The organism is Cloacibacillus porcorum (assembly GCF_001701045.1).
GTDB lineage: Bacteria > Synergistota > Synergistia > Synergistales > Synergistaceae > Cloacibacillus > Cloacibacillus porcorum.
In genome coordinates, this window is the sequence record NZ_CP016757.1 from 2,858,454 (window position 1) to 2,879,548 (window position 21,095).

Sequence of the window (21,095 nt, forward strand, 5' to 3'; positions counted from 1 at the left end):
AACGGAGGTTAAGCATAAATGCCAGTTCCTCTTTCGCGGCGGAGACAGCCGGAGAACGACGCTCCGTTTGTGAAGATGACATTTATTTCAGTTTGTAAAACATATAAATTATCTTCATTTCAATTGTCTTTTAATATAGCATGGCGTAAAATAGGACCACGTTGATGAGAGAATCTCCCATAATCAACATGCTGAGCGCAAGGGATGATTGAATGTGTTTTCGTTTCTGAGTATAGGACGTAAATCGGCTTTTTATCTGCTCGCTGTATTTTTTTGTCTCACGCTTGCCTCCATTTTTTTCTGGTATCAGCACTCGGTGGAAAAGGCGCTGGAACGCACGGCTATCCTTAGCTTCAACGATTACGCGGAACATTCCTCCTCCGAGATAAACCAGCGCGTATCTAATGTCTTTTCATCCCTTAAAAACACCGCCGACCTCATCGCGCGTGAGGAAAACATTCTGGACCCACAGGTGATGAGGGTTCTGAGAAAGAATGTCGAAAACATGCCCTTTGACCGTTTGACTATCGCCCTGCCAAACGGTTATTCCCTCTCCAGCGATTACAGTTCACTGAACGTCGCGGACCGCGGGTATTTCCAGAAAGCGCTGAACGGCAGGCAAAATATATCGGAGGTTTTCGTCTCCCGGCGCACGGGCGGCGAGGTAATAATTTTCGCCGTGCCTATAGAGAGCTATGAGGGCGTGCGCGGCGTGCTGTACGCGACATTTGAACGCCGTAATTTTCATTCCATCTTTTTTTCGCCGCTCTTCGGCGGCAGGGGCTTCTCCTATATCGTGGATGACAGGGGAAATATCATCCTTGCGCCGAAAAAACGCGAAGAGGCGGTCTTTAAGGATTCAGCCAATTTATTCAGCGCCAACAGCAAAATCGACGCCAGATATGACGGCTCCCGCCATTTCATGAAGAACGATATGGCCGCGCATAAAAGCGGCTCTTTTAAGTACGGCGTCAGCGGCGAGACCCGCTATCTCAACTACGCGCCGCTCGGCATAAACGACTGGTACCTGATCTCCGTCATCCCAAGTTCTGTGCTGCTTGAGCGTTTAGGGGATTTCGTAAACATCTCCGTCTTTTTCGGAGCGATGATTTTCGCGCTCTTAACAATAATCGGGGCCATCACCTATCTCATCCTGCGCCGCCAGATACAGGAGACGGACGTGGCAAAGGAATCGCTGAAGGCGCTCACCTCCAATATTCCCGGCGGCGTATCGCGCTGTCTGCTGGATAACAGCCTGACGATAACAGACATAAGCGACGGCTATCTCTCCATTCTTGAGTGCGGCCGCGAGGATTTCCACCGCCATTACCAGGACAGCTTTGCGATGAGGATCCATCCCGATGACCGTGAACATGTCCTGAAGATGATCTCCGAACAGACCGACAGCGACGATATTCTTTCGCTGGAATACAGGATCATTACCGCCGAGAGCAATATCAAATGGATACTGAACCGCGGACGCCGGGTAAAGGAGCGTGGTGGAGGGTTTTTCTATTACCACGTCGTCCTAGACAATACAGAATCAAAGCTCAACTCTGACGCGCTCGCACTCTCCGAGGAGCGTTACCGCATTGTCACCGAGAACGCCGACGAATGCCTGTTCGATTGGAACGTCTTAAACGACAGCATCTATTTCTCTCCCGCCTACCAGAAACGCTTCGGCGACCGGGAGCTGCATCAGGCGGCCAACGCAGACGACCGTGAAGTTCTTGACGCCTTCTTCAGCGATGTGCTCTCCGGCCACGAGGGGCTGCACCAGGCGGAGCTGCGCATGGGCACGGCAGACGGAGACTATATCTGGTGCAGAGTGCAGGGTACGCCAATCGTCGACAGCAGCTGCAGCGTCGTGCGCGTCGTGGGAATCGTGAAGGATATCAGCGAACAGGTCCGCGAGCGCGAGGCGCTCGTGATGCAGGCCCAGACTGACAGCCTGACCGGGTTATGCGACAAGGGAACCACACAGACGCTGATAGCGGACTTCCTCGCCATATCCCCCCATGACAGGATGCACGCGGTATTCATCTGCGATATAGATAATTTTAAGATGGTAAACGATACCTTCGGCCACCTCTACGGGGATACCATTCTGGGCGATCTCGCAAGTAAACTGCGTTCAACCTTCCGCGGCACGGACGTTGTCGGGCGCATCGGCGGCGATGAATTCATGATACTGATGAAGGACGTTCCCTCGCTGGCGCTCATACACAGCAAGGCGCTGGAGATACGCTCCGCCTTCCAGCAAAACTATGAGAGGTTTTCCTCCTCCGGCAGTATCGGGATCGCGATATTCCCGCAGGACGGCATGAATTTCGACGAGCTCTATCAGCGTGCGGACATGGCGCTCTACAGCGCGAAGCAGAGCGGGAAGAACCGCTACATGCTCTATGAGGATGTCGACAATCCCGGCGACGTGCTTGAAAAGGCAAAGCTCTGCAATATAAAGACACAGCCGGACCAGCCGCAGGGACAAAAATCCTACAGCGACAACATAACCGAATATGTGTTTAAGATACTTTACACAATGAACGATTTCGAAGGGGCTGTGAATCTCGCGCTCTCCGTCGCCTGCCGCTATTTCAACATGAGCCGCGGCTATATATTTGAATACGACGTTTCTCGTACGATGCTCGGCTGCACCTTTGAATACTGCCAGAGCGGAATCGAACCGATTATCGGCAATTACCCGATGCGGCCCGCCGATCAGTATCCGCTCTTTATCAAGCATTTTGAGGAATCCGACGTCTTCTTCCTCAACTCCCTCGACGACGTGAGCGATACCGCCTATCGTGAACAGCTCGGAGGGGAGGGCGTCGTCAATATGCTGCAGTGCGCCTTCAAGGATAAGGGGGTGAGGTTCGGCGCTTTGGGCTTTGACGACTGTCAACATGAGGGACACCGTCCAAACTCGAAAGAGATCGAGACGCTGAGCCTGCTCGCCGATATAATCGGCAGCTATATACTGAAGGAGCGCTCGCAGAAAATGCTTGCCGCCAACTTCCAGATACAGGAGTCTATCTTAAACAGCCTGCGCCAGTGGGTATTCGTCGTAAATTTAAAATGGGAGCTTATCTATTTCAACGACGAATTGAGACGTTTTTTCCCAGACACCGGGCTCGGCAAAAAATGCTTCTCCGTACTGCAGGAAAGGGATGTCCCCTGTGAGAACTGCCCTCTGGAAGAGATGAGAAGGACGGGGAACAGTACCTACACTATAAAAAGCTGCTTCTCAAAGAGCGGACTCTCGGCTACCGTAAACGCCGCGGCGATACGGAGAGAGGGCGGGGATGATATTTACACTTTCTGCGCTCTCGACATACGGAAAGAGGACTGACCCAGGGCTGTAATATTTTATAGACTTATAGACGGCAGACGATCCCCTATCCGCGGTGAGCGACGGCACGGATATCGGAAAGACTCCTATCATGGGGTTATCCTCTTTATGAATTGAAAGACGAAGGCGGCCCGGACGGGGGCCGCCTTCTTATCGTTTAACCATTCAAGCGCCGAGGGCCGTTCCTCTCCTCCGAGGGAATATCCTCCGGCACCCGTACCTTCCCGGCCTCCGCCTCGGATACATCCGTCAGGAAGGTGCGAAGCAGGTTTGAGGCCATCTTTTTTCTCCAGGCGGCGCTCTTTCGCGGCGTCAGCTCCGCCGATATGGCCCCGCAGGCGCTCTCTATGAGCTTCGCGTCAAGCCTTTTGCCCACAAGCGCGGCCTCTGTCCGCGGCAGGCGTATCGGCACCGGGCTCATGCTGCCCGCGCCGGCGCGGAAGGATTTTATCACATCTCTCTCAATCTCCAGGCAAAAGCCGAGGGAGATGCGCGACAGGGTCAGCGCCCTGCGCGAACCGCGCTTGAAAAACCTCTGGTAGGCACCGACGGCGGGCACCGTAATGACGATCTCCGCGATAAGCTCGTCCGCGCGGCGTTCCGTTTGGCGGTAACCGGCGATAAAACGCTCCAGCGGCAATTCGCGCGCGCCGCGCGCGCTTTCCAGAACGACACGCGCCTCCAGCGGCAGCAGGATCGTCGGAAGGTCCGCCGCGCCCGAGGCGGTGGCGATGTTGCCGGCAACGGTCGCACGGTTCTGCACCGCGGGAGCGCCGCTTCTGCGCGAGGCCTCCCAGAGCGCGGGAAGGTATTTTTTCATTATCGAACTGCGGACAATGTCTCCGTTTGTCGCGCCGGCGCCGATATGAATCTCGCCGCCCGCCTTATAGATGCCCTTTATCTCTTTGATGCGGCTGACATCCAACAGCCTGTCGGCGCTGAATTTGCCGTTTTTGATATCGGGAACGATATCCGTCGTCCCCGCGAGGATGACGGCCCCGGGATTCTCCGCAAGCATTGAGAGGGCCTCTTTCAGCGTTTCGGGAAGAAGGTATATTTTATCCTCGTCGTTCGTCGGCTGCGGCAGCTGTCCGGAGCAGAGGTTTTCGCGTTTTTTGAAGGTATCGCAGTAGCCCTCGGCGACCGCGCGCCGCACGGCGTTATAGATACGCTCGTAGCCCGTACAGCGGCAGATGTTGCCGGATAACGCCGTCTTTATCTCATCCAGGGAGGGGTCGGGATTTTCTTCCAGCAGCGCCCGCGCCGCGAGGATCATTCCCGGCGTGCAGAAGCCGCACTGAACTCCGCCCTCGAGGACGAAGGCGCGCTGAAGGATATCCATATTCTCCGAACTTCCGAGCCCCTCGATCGTCAGTATCTCACTGCCCGAGGCCTGGAACGCGGGTACGAGGCAGGCGTTTATGAGCCTGCCGTTCATGATCACGGAACAGGCGCCGCACTCTCCCTCGCCGCAGCCCTCTTTCGTCCCGCCAAGGCCGAGATCCTCGCGCAGCACCGCGATCAGCAGCTTCATGGGGGGCACTTCGGCGTGACACAGCTTTCCGTTTACTGTCAGCTCTATCCTCATCTTCTATTCACCCCCGTTGTCTCTCTTTTCAATCGCCTCGAAGATCCTTTCGCCGGTCATCGGGGCGCAGTGCGAGAATATCTGCGCGGCATGGTCTATCGCGGCGACAAAGGCCGCCGCGCCCGCGTCGCAGGGAAGCTCGCCAAGCCCCTTCGCGCCGTAGCAGCCGGCGGGACAGGGGTCCTCGAGCAGCTCCACCTTCCACTCCGGCGTATCGAGCGTCGTCGGCACCAGGTAGGCGTTCATATGCGCCGCCGTGTAACGGCCCTTCGCGTCCGTCTTCAAATCTTCGATGTGCGCCCAGCCGAAGGCCTGGAGCACGCCCCCCGTCAGCTGAGCCTTCGCCTGCATCGGGTTTATCGCGCGCCCCACCTCCGCCGCGACCGCGGCGGAAAGCGGCGTCGCCTCGTAGGTATCCATATCAAGCTCCACCTCGACGGCGTTCGCAATCCAGGCGTAGCCGTGATAGGCGTCGCCCGCGAACTTTTCTTCGTCCCAGCTCTGGCCGTCGGTGAAGATGTTATAGCCGAGCGCCTCGGCGCGGCCCTCTTTTTCCAGATATCTCTTCGCGGCTTCGACCAACGCTTTGCCGGAGAGCGGCGCACCACCGTTCTCAATCGCCTTTTTAAGGTTCTCACAGGCGTCCTGCACCGCCTTGCCCGCGTACATCGTGGTGCGCGAGGCGACGGTCGGGCCGGTGTTGGGCGTATATTTCGTATCCGGCTCCACGTACAGGACGTCTTCCAGCTCCACGCCGAGCGCCTCGGCGGCCACCATCGGCAGCACCGTCGACGCGCCCTGCCCCATCTCCGTACTGCTCGTGTAGATGCGGAAGCGTTTGCCGTCAAAGGTCATCTTCGCCGTCGTCCCCATGTTCGCCTCGCCCGCGCCCGTAAAGCCGCCTCCATGCAGGGCGAGCGAGATGCCGATACCCTTGCGGAAGCGCCCCTCGCTCTGCTGCGATAGTATCTCACGCCGCCTCCGGTAGTCGGAGAGCTCCGCCGCCTTGAGCAGCACGCCCTCGGCGTTGTTGCCCTCCCGCAGCACCTGTCCGTAGGGGAACAGATCGCCGGTCTTTATTGTATTCAGGAGGCGTATGTCGAGTGGGTCCATCTCAAGCCGTTCGGCGGCAAGGTCCATAGTGCGCTCGATCGCGAATATCGCCTGCGGCGCGCCGAAGCCGCGAAAGGCCCCGTTGGGCGGCGTGTTCGTCGCCCAGGCGCTGCTCCTTACGCGGACGTTAGGCACATAATAGCAGCCCGCCGCGTGCAGGTGTGTGCGCTGGAGGACGACGCGCGTCAGCGTCGTATAGGCCCCAGCGTCGAGTTTTATCTCCGCGTCGAGCGCCGTTATCTTACCATCCTTTGTGAGTCCCATGCGGTAGCGGCTCTTTGAGGGATGGCGCTTCGGAGATACGAGCAGATCCTCCGAACGGTCGTAGACGATTTTCACCTTTTTGCCAGATTTCCAGGCCAGCAGCGCCGCGTAGACGCCGAGTATCGATGGATAGTCCTCCTTGCCGCCAAAGGCCCCGCCGGTGGCGCTCTGGCGGACGGTGACCTTTTCGTGCGGCAGTCCAAGCGCCGCCGCGACGGCGTTCACCACGTAGAAGGGGCACTGCAGCGAACCGAGAAGCTCGATGCCGTCGCCGGCGCGCCAGGCCGCCATGCCCTGCGTCTCAAGGTACATCTGCTCCTGCAGCCCCGTCTCCCATTCTCCCTCCACCACCACGTCGGCCTCCGCGAACCCCTTCCGCAGATCGCCGCGCTCAGTGTGATAATGGTCAATACAGTTATCCTCGCCCCAGATCAGCTCTTTGCGGGCCGCGGACTCCTCTACCGTGAATATCGGCGGCAGCGGCTCTATCTCAACAACAACGGCGGCCATCGCCCGTTTAAGGCTCTCCGCATCAGGCGCGGCGACAAGAGCCACGGCCTGCGTCGCGTAGTTTACCGCGGGAGCGGCGAGAGCCGGATAGTCACTGCGCACGATAGCGACATAGTTTTCTCCGGGGATATCCTCCGCCGTGACCAGCACCGCGCCCGTCTCCGCGAAGGCGGGAAGCGTTTCTATCTTCCGCACCACGCCGCGCGGCACCTCGGAACGGACTACGCCGCCCAGCCAGCAGCCGGGAATCTCTATGTCCTCAAGAAACTTAACCTCTCCCGCAACTTTGACGGGACCGTCAAAGCGCGGCAGAGACTTTCCGATAATCCTGAACTCTTCGCTCATAGGCGCCCCTCCCAACTGGATTTCTCCCCGTTAATATTACTCTCTTGAATGTTAATATTATACTCTCTTGGAATAATTGCAAACAGGTATTGTGCTTGATTACATATCACTTTAACAGCGATTATCATATAATAACGGCAGATAAATTGCGAATAATCAAAGGTGCAATTTTTCAGGAAATGATGTAGAATATAGTTACGCAATCAAAAAAATTTTTAGATAGTCAAACAAAATTGAAGGGAGAAAAATACAATGTCAAAAGAAATCATAAGCACCCCCAACGCACCGGCGGCGATCGGACCCTATTCTCAGGCGGTAAAGGCCGGCGGATTCCTCTATCTGTCGGGACAGATCCCCCTCGATCCTCAGACGATGGCGGTCGTTCCCGGATGCGTCGCCTGCCAGGCGGAACAGGCGCTCAAGAATATGAGCGCAGTACTCGAGAGCCAGGGGCTGACAACCGACGACGTCGTCAAGACGACCGTCTTCATCAAAGACATGAATGACTTCGCGAAGGTCAACGAAGTTTACGCGAAGTATTTCGCGAAGGATGCCCCCGCGCGCTCATGCGTCGAGGTGGCCCGCCTTCCGAAAGACGTGCTGGTTGAGGTTGAGGCTATCGCTCTTTGTAAGTAAACGCGGAATATATGCCGCATAGGCGTCATGGGCGCATGGCAGCCAATCCCCGCCGCACGGCAGTGCGCTTTCGGTTGGCCGCCATGCGCCCGTTTAGCCTGCGGCACATCTATCCTGCGCTTTAGGCGCATTCTAAATTAAAAAACAAAACTTAAAAATACACCATCAAGGAGGATACTGAGATGCTACTTATCGGCAACGGACCTCTGATAACACGCGATCCCGACAATCCCTTTATAGCGGACGGATGTGCCGCGATCAGCGGCACTTCGATAAATTCAGTCGGCACCACGTTGGATATGCGCGCAAAATATCCGACGGCAAAGTTCATTGACGCCAAGGGCGGCCTCATTATGCCCGGATTCATCAACAGCCATATGCACTTTTACAGCACCTTCTCCCGCGGGATGAACGTCCCCGGCGAACCGGCGCAGGACTTCTCCGGCGTGTTGGAAAAGCTCTGGTGGCGGCTCGACAAGGCGCTTACGCTGCGCGACTGTTATTACAGCGCCCTCACTGCGCTCGTTGAGGCAATAAAGTGCGGCTGCACCACCATCATCGACCACCACGCGAGCCCGTACGCGGTGAGCGGAAGCCTCTGCGAGGTGGCAAGGGCGGCGCGCGAGGCCGGTATCCGCACCTCCACCTGTTACGAAGTCTCCGACCGCGACGGTCAGAAGATCGCCTACGAGGGGATCAAGGAGAACATCGCCTTTATGGACTGGGCCGAGCGCGAGAACGACCCGATGATCTCCGGCAAGTTCGGCCTGCACGCCTCCTTTACCCTGAGCGACTGCACCCTTGAAAAGTGCCGCGAGGCGATGGAGGGCCGCGAAAACGGCTGGCATGTGCATGTGGCGGAGGGGCCATCCGACGAGGAGGCCTGCGAGCGCGAGCACGGAAAGCGTATCGTGCGGCGCTTCCACGACTTCGGCATCACCGGCAAAAACTCGATCTTCGTCCACTGCATCCATATAGACGGCGCGGAGCGCGCGCTGCTCAAGGAGACGGGCACCGCCGTCGTACACAACCCCGAATCGAATATGGGCAACGCCGTCGGCGCGGCCTCCGTTCCACAGCTGGCGGCGGAGGGGATTACCCTCGGCCTTGGAACCGACGGCTATGTCAGCGATATGCTGCAGTCCTACAAGATGGGCAACGCCCTCTGCAAACACGCGGCGAAACATCCCAACGCAGGCTGGGGAGAACTTCCGGCGATGCTCTTTGAGAATAACGCCTTAATCGCGGAGCGCGCCTTCCCCGTAAAGCTCGGCATGTTAAAGGACGGCTACGCCGCCGACGTTATCGTGCTCGACTACAACGCGCCGACCGCGCTCTCCGATAAAAATATCAACGGGCATCTGCTCTTTGGCGCTTCGGCGCGCAGCGTCGTCACTACAATCGCCAACGGCAGGATACTCATGAAGGACCGAAAGCTCACCGAGCTCGACGCGGAGGAGATCTTCGCCAAGGCGCGCGAACACGCGGCCGAGGTCTGGAAAAAAATCTAGGCGCACAAAGACTGTAAAAGGGACGGCCGCTTGGCCGCCCCTTTTTCTTTTCCTCTATTTCGCCAGGCATACGGCTATTCGCCGGATAACTCTCTCCTGACCAGTCTGCCGCATGGTTCGTCGGATGTCAGCTCCCCCTCTTTAAGCAGACGGCGGCCGCGCAGCCAGAGGTCGGTCACACAGCCGTTGACGGTCACACCTTCGTAGGGGGTATAGTCTACTCTCTGATGCAGCGATTCGGCAGAGATTTTTTTGCTCATCGCGGGATCGATAAGTATCAGGTCCGCGTCGGCCCCCTCCGCTATCCGTCCCTTGTCCCGCAGCCCGAGGATGCCGGCGGGATTTGTCGCGGTCACGGCGACGAAGCGCTCCAGCGAAAGGCGGTTCTTCATAACGCCCTCGGAGAAGAGCAGCTCCATGCGCGTCTCTATTCCCGGGATGCCGCCGGGGCTCTTAAAGACATTTTCCGCGCCCAGCCGCACCTTGTCGGCGCGGCTGAACGAGCAGTGGTCGGTGCCAACCGTATCGATATCGCCCTGCGCGAGAGCGCGCCAGAGGCGGTTGCAGTCTCCCTGTTTCCGCAGCGGCGGCGCCATCACGTAGTCGAGGCCGTTCTCCCTCTTATAGCGCTCTTCCGTAAGCGTAAGATACTGCGGGCAGGTCTCCGCATAGACCCGCTGTCCCGCGCGGCGGGCCAGGATAACCTCCTCGAGCGCCTCCTTCGTCGACAGGTGGACGATATAGGCGGCCACGCCCGCGGCCCGCGAGAGGGCGAGGATGCGCCTCACCGCCTCCGCCTCGCAATAACCGGGGCGGCTCTTGGGCCAAAGACTAGCCGCCGCCGGCAGCTCCCTCTGGTATTCGGCCGCGAGGCCGTTCGTGATCGCGTCGTTCTCGCAGTGATAAAAGAGCAGTCCTCCGGCCTCTTTCATCCCGAGCATCAGCGGAAAGATCTCTTCGTCCGTAAGACGTCCGGCGTAGGTGGTATAGACCTTGCCGGTCGGGAAGCCGCGCGATACGATCTCCGGCAGCTCCCGCGCGATATCACCGTCATAGCGCTGGAAGACGAGGTGAACGCCGAAATCCGTATAGGAGCGCCCCTCACCCTCGGCGACGGTCAGTTCGACTGCCCTTGCGAGCGGCTCGCCGTCGGCGGTAAAACCGGGATGCTCAACGATGGAGGTCGTGCCTCCAAAGACAGCCGCGCGCGTCGCCGCCGCGAAGCCGTCGGATACCTTGCTGCCGCCGGCCTGCAGAATCACGTGCGTGTGCGGGTCGACGCCGCCGGGAAGCAGGTAACAGCCCGAGGCATCCACCACTTCGGCGCCGCCGCAGTGGAGCGAGCCGCCAACCGCGGCGATCTTCTCGCCATCGATGAGCAGGTCGCCGCGGAAAGAGCGCTCCGCCGTCCCGATTATTCCATTCTTTATCAATATTGCCATAATATCAGCCTCCGATCCTCTCCTGTCCGGCTTTCATGAGCTCTACAGCCGTCGGTGTCACGGCAAGCCCGCCCTGCGAAGTTTCGCGAAGCGCCGGCGCCATCATCCGCCCTATCTGCCCCATCGAATCGATAACTTCGTCAAGCGGTATCACCGACTCTATCCCCGCAAGCGCCATATCGGCGCAGAGCGTACCGTTGGCTACAAGGATGCCGTTGCGTTTTATGCAGGGACATTCCACCAGGCCGCCTACGGGGTCGCAGGCCAGGCCGAGCACAGATTTGAAGGTCATCGCCGCGGCGTGGGCGCTCATCGCCGGCGTTCCGCCCTGTAAAAAGGCAAGCGCCGCGGAGCCCATCGCGGCGGCCGCGCCGCACTCCGCCTGGCAGCCGCCGTCGGCTCCCGCGAGGGTCGCGCGGAAGGCCGTCACCTCGCCCACCGCTCCCGCGGTTATCAGAGCGTCGATAAGCAGCGCCTCGGTATCCCTGCCCTCGCCGCAGAAAAATTCCCAGGCAAAGAGCATGCCGGGAATTATCCCGCAGCTGCCGGCGGTCGGCGCCGCGACGATGCGCCCCATCGTCGCGTTGTACGAGGCCACCTCCATTGCGGTCGCGGAGGCGGCGAGGATAAAATCACCGGACATCGCGCCTTGATAGGAGCGCAGCTTCGGCCCCATCGAAGGCTCTATACGGCATGGCACAGTATTCGCGCAGGCCTCACGGACGCTGCGGCGCATATCGGCAAGGCGTTCCGCCATTCTGCCCCTTATCTCCTCCGCGGGGACCCCGGTCTCCGCCGCGTCTAGGATAAGGACCGCCTCCGGAAAGGCGATCTTTCTATCATCGGCAAGCCTGACTATCTTTTCAACGGCCTTGAGCATTTAGTCTTCCCCCTCTATTCCGATCACACGGACTATCCCGGGATGGAGATTTTTTATCACTTCGGTATCCGCGTGTTCTTCGGCGGAATCAAGCTCGATGACCATCGTCGCGAGGCCGCCGCGCGTATCGCGGTGGAGCTTCATCGTCGCGATATTGACATTATGGGCCGAGAGGTACGAGGTCACCGCGCTGACAACGCCCTGCACGTCGCGGTTCATTATGATGACTGCCGGCAGAGTGCAGGAGATGTCCACCTGAAAGCCGTCAAGCTTGTGGAGGATGACCGCGCCGCCGCCGATGGAATAGCCGACAGCCTCCATCGTTCGCCCGTCATCGCCGCTGACGACGACGCGCACGGAGTTGGGATGCGCCCCCGCCACCTCCTCCGTATAGAAATGGAACTCCATCCCCGCGGCGCGCGCCAGTTCAAGCGCGTCCCTGATGGAGGGATCGTCCTGCGACATCCCCATAAGCCCCGCAATCAGCGCTTTATCCGTCCCGTGTCCCGCGCCGGTACTCGCGAAGCTGCCGCGCATATATAGATCCGCCCTCTTCACTTCGCCGCCCCAGCACATGCGTACGATACGGCCTATGTGCGCCGCGCCTGCTGTATGGCTCGAAGAGGGGCCGGTCATCACCGGGCCGATTATCTCCCAAACGGGCATATCATCACCTCAGTTTTTTTATCTTGCTGCTTCGATTATCTTATATTATGGAGCCCTAATTGACAAACGAAATGCCAGCCCGCACCGGGCAAACGCATAAAAAAGTCAGACTCCGCAGCCCGTGCCGCCTGGCAACATCATTTTTAGCGCGTTTGTCCTCTCTGCCGACGGATTTTGATTATACTTTTGTTCACAAACTAATAATTCTATAAATTTTCGCTGTTTTGTATCTTCTGAAAAAATTTACATACTGTCATAGCGGCGCAAATTAGTGTATAGTCTCTCGCATAACCGTTAGGGAGATGGAGAGATGCTTTTAAATCATCTGATAAATGTGAAGCGCTGGGTAATAAGGAGCATTGCGGGGGCGTATCTGCACAGCAGAGAGATACCGGGCGGCAGCTACGCGCAGGACAGCGACTTCCGGCAGAGCGTGAAGAGGCTGCCCTTTGTGCATATTCCGCCCGGCTCCGCCGCGAGATACCGCTGTTGCGTCTATAAAGAGCGCGCGATTGTCCGCCTGCGCGTCCTCGCCGGACTGGGTTTCAGCGTGGAATCCGACGACGAGATGACCTCTCTGCTTGAGTACGCCGACCGGGCGCTCAAACGAAATCAGATCGAGGGACCGGCCCTTACTATCATAGATATCGCCTGCAAGGGCTGCGTCAACGCCCGCTATTATGTCACGGAGCTCTGCCAGGGCTGCCTCGCGCGCCCATGCGAGAGCGTCTGCCCCTTCGGAGCCATCCACGTGGAGGACGGCCATTCGCGGATAGACAAAGCGAAATGCAGGAACTGCGGCCGCTGCAAAGAGGTCTGCCCCTACCACGCGATCGCCAAAATCGCCGTCCCCTGCGAGGAGAGCTGCCCCACGAACGCGATACAGAAGGACGAAAACGGCGTCGCCTCCATCGACCACGCGAAATGTATCAGCTGCGGCTGCTGCGTCGCCGCCTGTCCCTTCGGCGCCGTGCTGGAGCGCAGCCAGATCGTGGATATCGTGCGCGCCCTCGACAGCCGCAAGCAGATATACGCGCTGGTGGCGCCCGCGATCGCTGGACAGTTTGAGGCGAGCTTCGGACAGCTCGTCACCGCGATAAGGGAGCTAGGCTTCTCGGACGTTGTGGAGGTGGCCTTAGGCGCCGACAAGACCGCCGTCGACGAGGCGGAGGAGCTGCGCGAGCGCATGGAACATGAGCGCCCCTTCATGACGACCTCCTGCTGCCCCGCCTATATACAGGCGGCGCGCCGCCATATGCCGGAGCTTACGCCGCATATATCGGACACTCCGACCCCCATGCACTTCACCGCCGAGATGATGAAGACGAAGAATCCCCGTAATATAAACGTCTTTATCGGCCCCTGCGTCGCGAAACGCAAGGAGGCGATGGAGGATTCCTGCGTTGACTACGTGATGACCTTCGAGGAGCTCGAGGCCCTCTTTGAGGCGGCGGGGATAACCCCCTCAAAGTGCGAGGCGGCGGAGCTTAAAAAGAACGCCTCCGCCCAGGGGCGCGGCTTCGCGATCAGCGGCGGCGTCGCTTCGGCGGTCAAACACGCGCTCGGGGATGACGCCGGGGTCCGCACCGCCTGCATAAACGGCCTCAGCAAAGCGGCGATGGCCCAGCTGAAGGCCTATGCGAAAAACGGCGCGCCCTTTGACCTCATCGAGGTGATGACCTGTCCCGGCGGCTGCATAAGCGGCGCGGGCGTGGCAATGCGCGACAAGAAGGCCAAAGAGGGCGTGGAAAAGTTCGTAAAAGAGAGCGAGCCGCTTGAGATCGCGAAAGAATAGTAAATGTTTCGTCAATAACCGCTAATAAAAAACGCAAGGGTCTGGCTCTCAGTATTTCAGGAGCCGGACCTTTTTCATATCAAGCAGCTCGCGGATAAGGTGAACCTCTCGCCTACCGCCACCATCGAACGTGTCAAACGCATGGAAGAAGAGGGGATTATCCTCGACTACCGCGCCACGGTGGACCCGGCGAAGGTCGGCTATTATTTTTCCGCGATACTCTCATTTCAGACGAACTACGGCAATCCTGACCCCGTGATCGACGAGATCATCAAAGATATCCCCGAGATAGTATCGAGCTGGTCGATAACCGGCAGCAACGACTTTCTCCTGAGGTGCATATCCAGTCGCTGGTCTTTTTACAGGAGCTGCTCGTGATGCTTTCACGCCACGGCAAGATAACGACGAGCATCGGCGACGAGGCCACCTGGATCAAGACAATACCCCAAATGCCACCGTTAGGGAGTGAGATTTAGTTATGGCAAAATACACCTTTTTCCAGCTCTCCGAATCTTCGATTGGTGTCCACAAAAGTTAATCAATAAGAACCCCACGCTGCCGCAAGTTCTATTAACTAATAGCGTTCCTTAATATGTTTGCACCTCTGCGATAAACACTAGAAGTATCCTTCTCTTAATCACACAAACCAGTTTCAGGTAACGCAGGTTTGGCTTTTTAACAAACTTACACCAGCATCCAATAGAATTTTAAATACACTTGACAAATTGAGTACTTATATGTATTTTATTAGGTACACAATTTTGCATAATATATCAAGGAGGTTGTAGTTTAAATCTGAAAGTAACAGCGATCTTAATTTCAATCAAAGAAAATGAGGTGTAAATAATGAGTGATTATGGATTAATTTCTGTCGTACCTCCGCTTCTTGCGATTTTTCTGGCATTCAAAACTAAAGATACCGTAGTATCGTTATTTACAAGCATCTTTGTTGGCGTTTTAATTTTTGCAAAAGGGAATTTATATGTTGCTCTAGTAGAAATCTGGCAAACTTTTATCTTTAAACAAGTTTCCGCCCCTTGGAATGCTGAGCTTTTAGTACTGATAACTTCAATTGGTGTTTTCATCGCTTTGATTGAAGAATCAGGAAGTATCGAATCACTTGCAAAAAAAGTTTCTCATTTCATAGGAAGCCGAGTCAGGGTACAGATTAGCGCCTGGATTACTGGGCTTATTTTATTCTTTTCTGATTCAGCCAATTGCCTGATATTAGGTCCTGTCTTTCGTCCATTGGCAGACCGTTTTGGGGTATCTAGAGAAAAACTCGCGTACATCGTAGATAGCACCGCGTCTCCGGTATGTATGCTAGTTCCCATATCCACATGGGCGATACTCATTGGAGGAATAATAGAAGCTTCGCTTAAAGATAACGGAATTGAAATGGATATTTTGACATCATATGCTAAGTGTCTGCCTTACCAATACTACACAATACTTGCCGTTTTTCTCGTGCCACTTGTCGCGCTTTCCCGTAAAGACTTCGGAGCAATGGCCGTGGCCGAACGCCTTGCAATAGAGGGAAAATCAAGATACCTGCTAAAAAAAGAGGAAGAACATGTAAAGGTCAATAATAGTAAAAAGGAGAGTCCCGCATTTATTGCTTTGGTTTCCATACTCATCCTATTGTTTGTAATCATTTTCATGCTGCTTAGCTTTGGTTTCCCTGGAGAGGTTAAAAGCGGTAATGTCAGGATATCTCTCGTCACTGCGTACACTATCGGCTCTCTTGGATGTATGGCAATGCTTGTCTGGAAAAAAATAATGACGCTGCCGGAAGCTATTGAATGCGCAATAAAAGGCGCGAAAAATATGTCATACATCATCATTATTTTTATTGCGGCACTTACACTGGGAAATATCTGTAGTGTATTGGGTACAGGCAAATTTTTAGCTCGTGTAACTGTACCATATATACATTCTATTCTTGTACCAGCGCTTGTATTCATCCTTGGTACGGTAATAAGTTTCTCTACAGGCACAGCTAACGGTACACAGGCAATTTTAATACCACTTGCCATACCGCTGGCAATTAGCAGCGGAGCGCCACTTTTCGTTACAATCGGGGCCGCAGCGGCAGGAGGTCTATTTGGTGATCACTGCTCCCCCATATCAGATACCACTATATTGTCATCAATGGGTAGTGGATGTGAGCCGCTTGATCATGTCAGAACACAGATCCCATATACACTAATAGCCGCATTAGTCGCCACATTAGCATACGTAGTAAGTAGCTTTACGGAGCACAATGTAATAGTCATCGCTGGCTCCTTTATATTAATGTATTTATTATTCAATTTAGGATACAAATTGTATCCTTTATGTAGTAAAAAATGCGAGGCAAAATAGCTTAAACAATAGGAGGAACTGAAGATGAGCAGATTTATCGAAGTTGAGTTTCCAGAGGCCGGTATAACAGTGACGGCAGCATTGAATGAGGCCGAAGAACCAGAAATGTGCAAACGTTTTTGGGACTTACTAGAAGAGCCGCTGAGAACCATGAATTGTCATACGCTTTCTACCGGATGCCTTTTTGATGCACGTCCACGGCCGCCCAAGCATCCTGTCAAAATAGGTTTCCAGGCTTCTAATCTGGCAAAGGTAAAAAGGCTGTATTCGGAACTAGTTCCGGGGATGCTTCTTTATTCAGGATATGAAATCACGACGTGTTATGGCGCGCATGTTACGGAACCGCTGTCAACATCTGGCTCGTACATTGCGCAAGTAATAGATGAAGATTTAGGTAAATACTACAACGCGGGGAAATATGTCTGGGATGCCCAGTCATATGAGCATAAACCCACGATGACGATATTCCGCAGAAAAGAGGCATACTAAGATGAGCAGGAACTGGGTAGATGTAAAAGAGATGATTGAGGCTGAAATCGACAAGAATTGGTGGGAAGAGCCAATCGAAGTTAGGATGAGCCGTAATGGTGTATTCCCGAGCGGGGCAGGGTCACATGGGCAATACCTAGGAAACCTGTTTTTCCTTGTCAGCGACACACAAGCCATGGGATGGTGGACGGCGGCTCCTGCAATACAACAGGCACTGCGCGACGATTCCTTCACTCTAGATCACTGCAAGAAAATGTGGATATATATCAATAAACATATGTGCCATCTCATGGGAGATTCCACCGGTGCAGGAACAAACTGCCCCGCACCGTGGCTTAACCTACCAAAATTCAGCGAGTTTTGTGACGCTATCATAGACAGCTTTGACAGTATTAACACCAAAGATGAATTTTGGGATCTTATATGGAGTTGGCAAAATTACGCAAACTGTATGAATCGCTGGTTCCAAATGATTTTCCCCATGGAATTTGGCTTAGCGTTGAAAAGAAATACAAAAGAACACGTAAAAGAGCTAGAAAAATACAATAATATTTGGAATTAGAAACCTTTTAATTATAAAAATAAAACCGGAGGTCTTTTTTACAGCCTCCGGTTTTTAATGCCACTTCGTCTGTACTAAAAGCTCATATGTTGCGGTAACGTGTTCTTCCATTACCTGTTCAGCATATACAGGGTCTTTACTCTGAATGGCCTCAAAAAGTATCCTGTGCTCTTCACAACTCTTAAAATTACCGTCCGGTAACTTTTCCTTGTTCAGCGAAACATTCCCCATATAAAAGCTGTCAAAGAAAAATAGATACAATTGGCTACGCCATATCAGCTGCTTCACAGGTTTCACAAAATATTCGTTCTGCGAGGCCGTGACTATCGCCAGATGTATCTTTTCATTCACAAGATATATCTCTTCTTTCCTCTCATTAAATACGACCTTTTCTTCCCTCAAAAGGGATTTCATTCGTTTTATATCCATAGCGTTGCAGTGTAATGCCGCCTTTTTTGCACAGTCACATTCAATGAGCATACGGAAGCTGTAAAGGTTATCCAGATCACGCCTTGAGAGCATAGGGACAAAGCACCCTCTGTTTTTACTGCTGTCAAGCAGTCCGTCGGAGACCAGCCTCTTTAGCGCATTCCTAACTGGAGTTCTGCTTAAATTAAGTTCTTCGGCTATCTGCTTCTCGACTACAGGTGATCCTGGAGGACATTTATGAAAAACGATCATATTAATTATAGAGCGATAAGCTCTTTCTTCTGCAGATTCCATTGCCACGGTATCCCTCCCGTGTTTATCGGCATTCACTTAGTATAATAACATATCATGAATTAAGATATGCGTTTATTTCTTCATTTGTAAAAAACAAATTTTGGTGAATTGTAAAACTAAATATAAAAATAAAAGTAAAATATGATTATATGATCTTGTAAAAACCAAGAGATGCCTACCTCTCATTTAAACAGCCATGTTTACTTTTGCAATTGATATATCTTTTTTGCAGAAGTTAACGCGACACTCATTTCTCTTTGGGGGTGCTTTTACTTTTGCAATTAACAAGCAATAACATTTATCGTTCACCCCTCTTGACAAATAGAAAGTTTGGAGTATCATACCTCTGCAGGATAAATGAACTTTTTATTATTTTATCCATTCGGAATAGTTAAATATCGCGTTTTTTGTGAACCTAAGTAAGACAGTGGGGGATAAAAACAGAACATAACGATATAATTATTAGAATATTTAATAATAAAAAGTTTAATAATATTAATTAATATCAAAAAAAATCAACGGAGGTATTTTTATTATGACTGCAACTTGTATCGTATGCGAAGCAAATGTATCCCTTCCCCAGGACTGCTGCGAGGGCGAGCTTCTTATCTGCCCTGACTGCGGCACGGAGCTCGAGGTAATCTCGCTTGATCCCCTTACCGTAGAAGAGGCTCCCCAGGTACAGGAAGACTGGGGCGAATAAAGAATGGCGACACTGCGCATTCTCTTCACAAGGCTCCGCACGGAGGAGAAGCTGCTTAAAGAGGCGGCGGAGCGCCTCGGTATCCCCTGCGAGCTGCAGAACGTCGGCGACACCGTATTCGGCGAAGATCCATTTTGCCAGCCCGACGACGTGGTGCTTGCGCGCTGTGTCTCGCACAACCAGAACGAGGGGGTAGCCCAGATGCTGGAGACGCAGGGGATAACGGTGGTCAACTCTTCCCGCGTTATGGGAATCTGCGGCAACAAGCTCACCACCTCCGCCGTACTGGCGCAGGCCGGCGTCCCTCAGCCGAAATTCCTTGTCGCCTTCACCCCCGAGGGGGCGCTTGAAGCGGTGGAATCCCTAGGATATCCGGCTGTCTGCAAGCCCGTAAGCGGCAGCTGGGGTCGTCTGCTCGCCAAAATCAACGACCGCGAGAGCGCGGAGGCGATATTCGAGCATAAATCGATGCTAGGAGCCATCCATAATACCTTCTACATTCAGGAATTTGTCGACAAGGGCAGCTTCGACGTCCGCGCCTTCGTCATTAACGGCGAACCGCTCTGCGCGATCGCCCGTACGAGCGAACACTGGATCACAAACACGGCGCGCGGCGGCTCGGCATCAAACCTTCCGCTCGACGACGAGACTACGGAGATCCTTCGCTCGGTGCACGCAGCGATAGGAGGCGAGTTCCTCGCGGTCGATCTTTTCAAGGCGAACGGCCGCTGGCTCGTCAACGAGGTCAACGACGGAGGCGAATTCCGCAACTCGATAGCCCCCACGGGCAGAGATATTCCCGGCGCGGTGGTCGAGGCCACCTGGAACAGAAGAAAAGGATAATTTTTATGACCAACTGCATCACGGCTTACGAATCAATAATAAAGTTTGAGGAAAAGTGCAAGCGCGGAATAAAGCGGTTGCCCTATGGGTCGTGGATTTTTGCAGCGTCGATTTAAGTTTGCCGACTGACCAAGCAAAGACACGGCTCGCCTCCAGAAGGACGCGGGCCTTTTTCATGCTTAAGATAATATTTTAAGGAGTGTGCAGAGATGACAGAGAGGATTCCAGTAACTATATGGGGCGCAACGGGCTTTGCCGGGGCTGAACTTCTGCGGATATTCGCCCGCCATCCCCATTTTGAGGTCGTAGGGGCGGTATCCCGCTCAAAGGCCGGTATTTCGGTCGGCGCGGCGCACCCCCACCTGCGCCATGTATATAACGATCTTACCTTTATTTCACCGGAGGAGGCAAATTCATTATCCGCCGCCGCGGCTTTTCTTGCGCTGCCTCACCGCGCCTCGGCACAGGAGGCAGTGCGCCGCCTTGAGGCGGGAGAGCGCGTAATCGATCTTTCGGCGGATTTCCGCCTGCACAGCGCGGAGGCGTATAAAAACTGGTACGGCGTGGATCATCCTGCGCCGCAGCTCCTGTCGGAGGCCGTCTACGGCCTGCCGGAACTGCATCGGGGCGAGATGGCCTCCGCGCGCCTGATCTCCGGCGTCGGCTGCAACGCGACCTCGGCGATCACGGCGTTGCTGCCGCTAGCAAGGGCGGGGCTGATCGAGGAGGCGCGTATCGAGTGCCGCGTTGGCTCCTCCGAGGCGGGAGCCAACGCCGACGAGGGCTCGGCGCACTCGATGCGCAGCCGCGTTCTGCGAGTGGTAAATCCCTTCGTTCACCGTCATATGGCGGAGGTTGTGCAGGAGCTTTCGATGGAACAGAGCTCCTTCACGATGGGCGTCACCGCCGTCGAGCTGGTGCGCGGCATTCAGTGCCTCGCCCATGTGACGCTGAACCGCCAGGTGCGTGAGGCCGAGATATGGAAGCTCTACCGCGCAGCCTGGAACGGCGAGCCTTTTGTCTCCTTCACCCCCGCGAAACCGGCGCATTTCCGTATCCCCGATCCCCGTTTCGTCATCGGCAGCAACCGCGTGCTGACGGGCTTCATGCTCGCGGAGGACGGACGCCGGATGATCGCCGCCTCGGCAATCGACAATCTCATGAAGGGCGCGGCAGGCTCGGCGGTGCAGTGCGCAAACCTTATGTTCGGCCTTCCGGAGACGGAGGGGCTCGATATGATGCCCGTCTATCCCGCTTAGCGGCTGACGCATCTAACCGGCGGAATCATTGTTTTTAAGGGAAGGAAGTA

Annotated in this window: 17 protein-coding genes; 11 read left to right on the plus strand and 6 right to left on the minus strand. The window is 54.9% G+C overall.

Translation table 11 applies throughout. The features are described from left to right. Positions 1-214: 214 nt before the first annotated feature. A complete protein-coding gene (locus tag BED41_RS12975) occupies positions 215-3,352 on the plus strand; it encodes a diguanylate cyclase (protein ID WP_066747113.1) in 3,138 nt (1,045 codons plus the stop codon). A 157-nt stretch (positions 3,353-3,509) separates the two neighbouring features. Here the strand turns inward: BED41_RS12975 and BED41_RS12980 are convergent, their stop codons facing one another. Beyond that, complete coding sequence (locus tag BED41_RS12980) at positions 3,510-4,940, minus strand: FAD binding domain-containing protein (protein WP_066747116.1); 1,431 nt, start codon at positions 4,938-4,940, stop codon at positions 3,510-3,512. Positions 4,941-4,943: 3 nt separating this feature from the next. After that, complete coding sequence (locus tag BED41_RS12985) at positions 4,944-7,172, minus strand: xanthine dehydrogenase family protein molybdopterin-binding subunit (RefSeq protein ID WP_066747123.1); 2,229 nt, start codon at positions 7,170-7,172, stop codon at positions 4,944-4,946. Positions 7,173-7,424: 252 nt separating this feature from the next. Here BED41_RS12985 and BED41_RS12990 point away from each other — a divergent pair, with 252 nt between their 5' ends. Then, positions 7,425-7,808 carry a RidA family protein gene (locus tag BED41_RS12990; RefSeq protein WP_066747125.1) on the plus strand — a complete coding sequence of 128 codons (384 nt, stop codon included), beginning with the start codon at positions 7,425-7,427 and terminating at the stop codon, positions 7,806-7,808. Positions 7,809-7,990: 182 nt separating this feature from the next. Then, the gene (ssnA, locus tag BED41_RS12995; protein WP_066747128.1) at positions 7,991-9,319 is read left to right on the plus strand and encodes a putative aminohydrolase SsnA; all 1,329 of its coding nucleotides are present in this window, start codon (positions 7,991-7,993) and stop codon (positions 9,317-9,319) included. A gap of 74 nt (positions 9,320-9,393) precedes the next feature. Here ssnA and hydA read toward each other — a convergent pair whose 3' ends face one another. The 3 genes from hydA to sdaAB are packed head-to-tail and all read right to left on the minus strand — an operon-like array spanning position 9,394 to position 12,307. Next, a complete protein-coding gene (gene hydA / locus BED41_RS13000; protein ID WP_066747131.1) occupies positions 9,394-10,761 on the minus strand; it encodes a dihydropyrimidinase in 1,368 nt (455 codons plus the stop codon). 4 nt (positions 10,762-10,765) lie between these two features. Further along, positions 10,766-11,641, minus strand: coding sequence for an L-serine ammonia-lyase, iron-sulfur-dependent, subunit alpha (gene sdaAA, locus BED41_RS13005; protein WP_066747134.1), 876 nt, complete (start codon positions 11,639-11,641; stop codon positions 10,766-10,768). Further along, a complete protein-coding gene (gene sdaAB / locus BED41_RS13010) occupies positions 11,642-12,307 on the minus strand; it encodes an L-serine ammonia-lyase, iron-sulfur-dependent subunit beta (RefSeq protein WP_066747137.1) in 666 nt (221 codons plus the stop codon). 310 nt (positions 12,308-12,617) lie between these two features. Between sdaAB and BED41_RS13015 the strand changes: the two genes are divergently transcribed. The 5 genes from BED41_RS13015 (at position 12,618) to BED41_RS13035 (ending at position 17,517) form a co-directional block, all read left to right on the plus strand. Continuing rightward, positions 12,618-14,102: a monomeric [FeFe] hydrogenase gene (locus tag BED41_RS13015; protein WP_066747140.1), complete on the plus strand. Its 1,485-nt coding sequence runs from the start codon at positions 12,618-12,620 to the stop codon at positions 14,100-14,102. A 99-nt stretch (positions 14,103-14,201) separates the two neighbouring features. Beyond that, the gene (locus BED41_RS13020; RefSeq protein ID WP_066747143.1) at positions 14,202-14,480 is read left to right on the plus strand and encodes an Lrp/AsnC family transcriptional regulator; all 279 of its coding nucleotides are present in this window, start codon (positions 14,202-14,204) and stop codon (positions 14,478-14,480) included. Between the two features lie 468 nt (positions 14,481-14,948). Continuing rightward, positions 14,949-16,466 carry an SLC13 family permease gene (locus BED41_RS13025; protein WP_066747146.1) on the plus strand — a complete coding sequence of 506 codons (1,518 nt, stop codon included), beginning with the start codon at positions 14,949-14,951 and terminating at the stop codon, positions 16,464-16,466. A 24-nt stretch (positions 16,467-16,490) separates the two neighbouring features. After that, positions 16,491-16,955 (plus strand): hypothetical protein, encoded by a 465-nt coding sequence (locus BED41_RS13030; protein WP_066747149.1) that lies wholly within the window; start codon positions 16,491-16,493, stop codon positions 16,953-16,955. A gap of 1 nt (position 16,956) precedes the next feature. Beyond that, the gene (locus BED41_RS13035; protein ID WP_066747152.1) at positions 16,957-17,517 is read left to right on the plus strand and encodes a cucumopine synthase-related protein; all 561 of its coding nucleotides are present in this window, start codon (positions 16,957-16,959) and stop codon (positions 17,515-17,517) included. Between the two features lie 54 nt (positions 17,518-17,571). On the opposite strand, the gene BED41_RS13040 is transcribed toward BED41_RS13035, so the two are convergent. Beyond that, a complete protein-coding gene (locus BED41_RS13040; protein ID WP_066747155.1) occupies positions 17,572-18,240 on the minus strand; it encodes a GntR family transcriptional regulator in 669 nt (222 codons plus the stop codon). A 535-nt stretch (positions 18,241-18,775) separates the two neighbouring features. Between BED41_RS13040 and lysW the strand changes: the two genes are divergently transcribed. The 3 genes from lysW (at position 18,776) to argC (ending at position 21,045) form a co-directional block, all read left to right on the plus strand. Continuing rightward, entirely contained in the window at positions 18,776-18,943 is a 168-nt protein-coding gene (gene lysW / locus BED41_RS13045) for a lysine biosynthesis protein LysW (protein WP_066747157.1), read from the plus strand. Positions 18,944-18,946: 3 nt separating this feature from the next. Further along, positions 18,947-19,786 (plus strand): RimK family alpha-L-glutamate ligase, encoded by an 840-nt coding sequence (locus BED41_RS13050; protein ID WP_066747158.1) that lies wholly within the window; start codon positions 18,947-18,949, stop codon positions 19,784-19,786. 209 nt (positions 19,787-19,995) lie between these two features. After that, complete coding sequence (argC, locus tag BED41_RS13055) at positions 19,996-21,045, plus strand: N-acetyl-gamma-glutamyl-phosphate reductase (RefSeq protein WP_066747161.1); 1,050 nt, start codon at positions 19,996-19,998, stop codon at positions 21,043-21,045. Positions 21,046-21,095 lie beyond the last annotated feature (50 nt).

Bases quoted from the DNA above. Each gene is read 5' to 3' on its own strand.
- BED41_RS12980 (WP_066747116.1), bottom strand. From the start codon at position 4,940: ATGAGGATAGAGCTGACAGTAAACGGAAAGCTGTGTCACGCCGAAGTG.
- BED41_RS13050 (WP_066747158.1), top strand. From the start codon at position 18,947: ATGGCGACACTGCGCATTCTCTTCACAAGGCTCCGCACGGAGGAGAAG.
- hydA (WP_066747131.1), bottom strand. From the start codon at position 10,761: ATGGCAATATTGATAAAGAATGGAATAATCGGGACGGCGGAGCGCTCT.
- BED41_RS13035 (WP_066747152.1), top strand. From the start codon at position 16,957: ATGAGCAGGAACTGGGTAGATGTAAAAGAGATGATTGAGGCTGAAATC.
- sdaAA (WP_066747134.1), bottom strand. From the start codon at position 11,641: ATGCTCAAGGCCGTTGAAAAGATAGTCAGGCTTGCCGATGATAGAAAG.
- BED41_RS13030 (WP_066747149.1), top strand. From the start codon at position 16,491: ATGAGCAGATTTATCGAAGTTGAGTTTCCAGAGGCCGGTATAACAGTG.
- BED41_RS13015 (WP_066747140.1), top strand. From the start codon at position 12,618: ATGCTTTTAAATCATCTGATAAATGTGAAGCGCTGGGTAATAAGGAGC.
- BED41_RS12990 (WP_066747125.1), top strand. From the start codon at position 7,425: ATGTCAAAAGAAATCATAAGCACCCCCAACGCACCGGCGGCGATCGGA.
- argC (WP_066747161.1), top strand. From the start codon at position 19,996: ATGACAGAGAGGATTCCAGTAACTATATGGGGCGCAACGGGCTTTGCC.
- lysW (WP_066747157.1), top strand. From the start codon at position 18,776: ATGACTGCAACTTGTATCGTATGCGAAGCAAATGTATCCCTTCCCCAG.
- BED41_RS13025 (WP_066747146.1), top strand. From the start codon at position 14,949: ATGAGTGATTATGGATTAATTTCTGTCGTACCTCCGCTTCTTGCGATT.
- sdaAB (WP_066747137.1), bottom strand. From the start codon at position 12,307: ATGCCCGTTTGGGAGATAATCGGCCCGGTGATGACCGGCCCCTCTTCG.
- ssnA (WP_066747128.1), top strand. From the start codon at position 7,991: ATGCTACTTATCGGCAACGGACCTCTGATAACACGCGATCCCGACAAT.
- BED41_RS12985 (WP_066747123.1), bottom strand. From the start codon at position 7,172: ATGAGCGAAGAGTTCAGGATTATCGGAAAGTCTCTGCCGCGCTTTGAC.
- BED41_RS13040 (WP_066747155.1), bottom strand. From the start codon at position 18,240: ATGGAATCTGCAGAAGAAAGAGCTTATCGCTCTATAATTAATATGATC.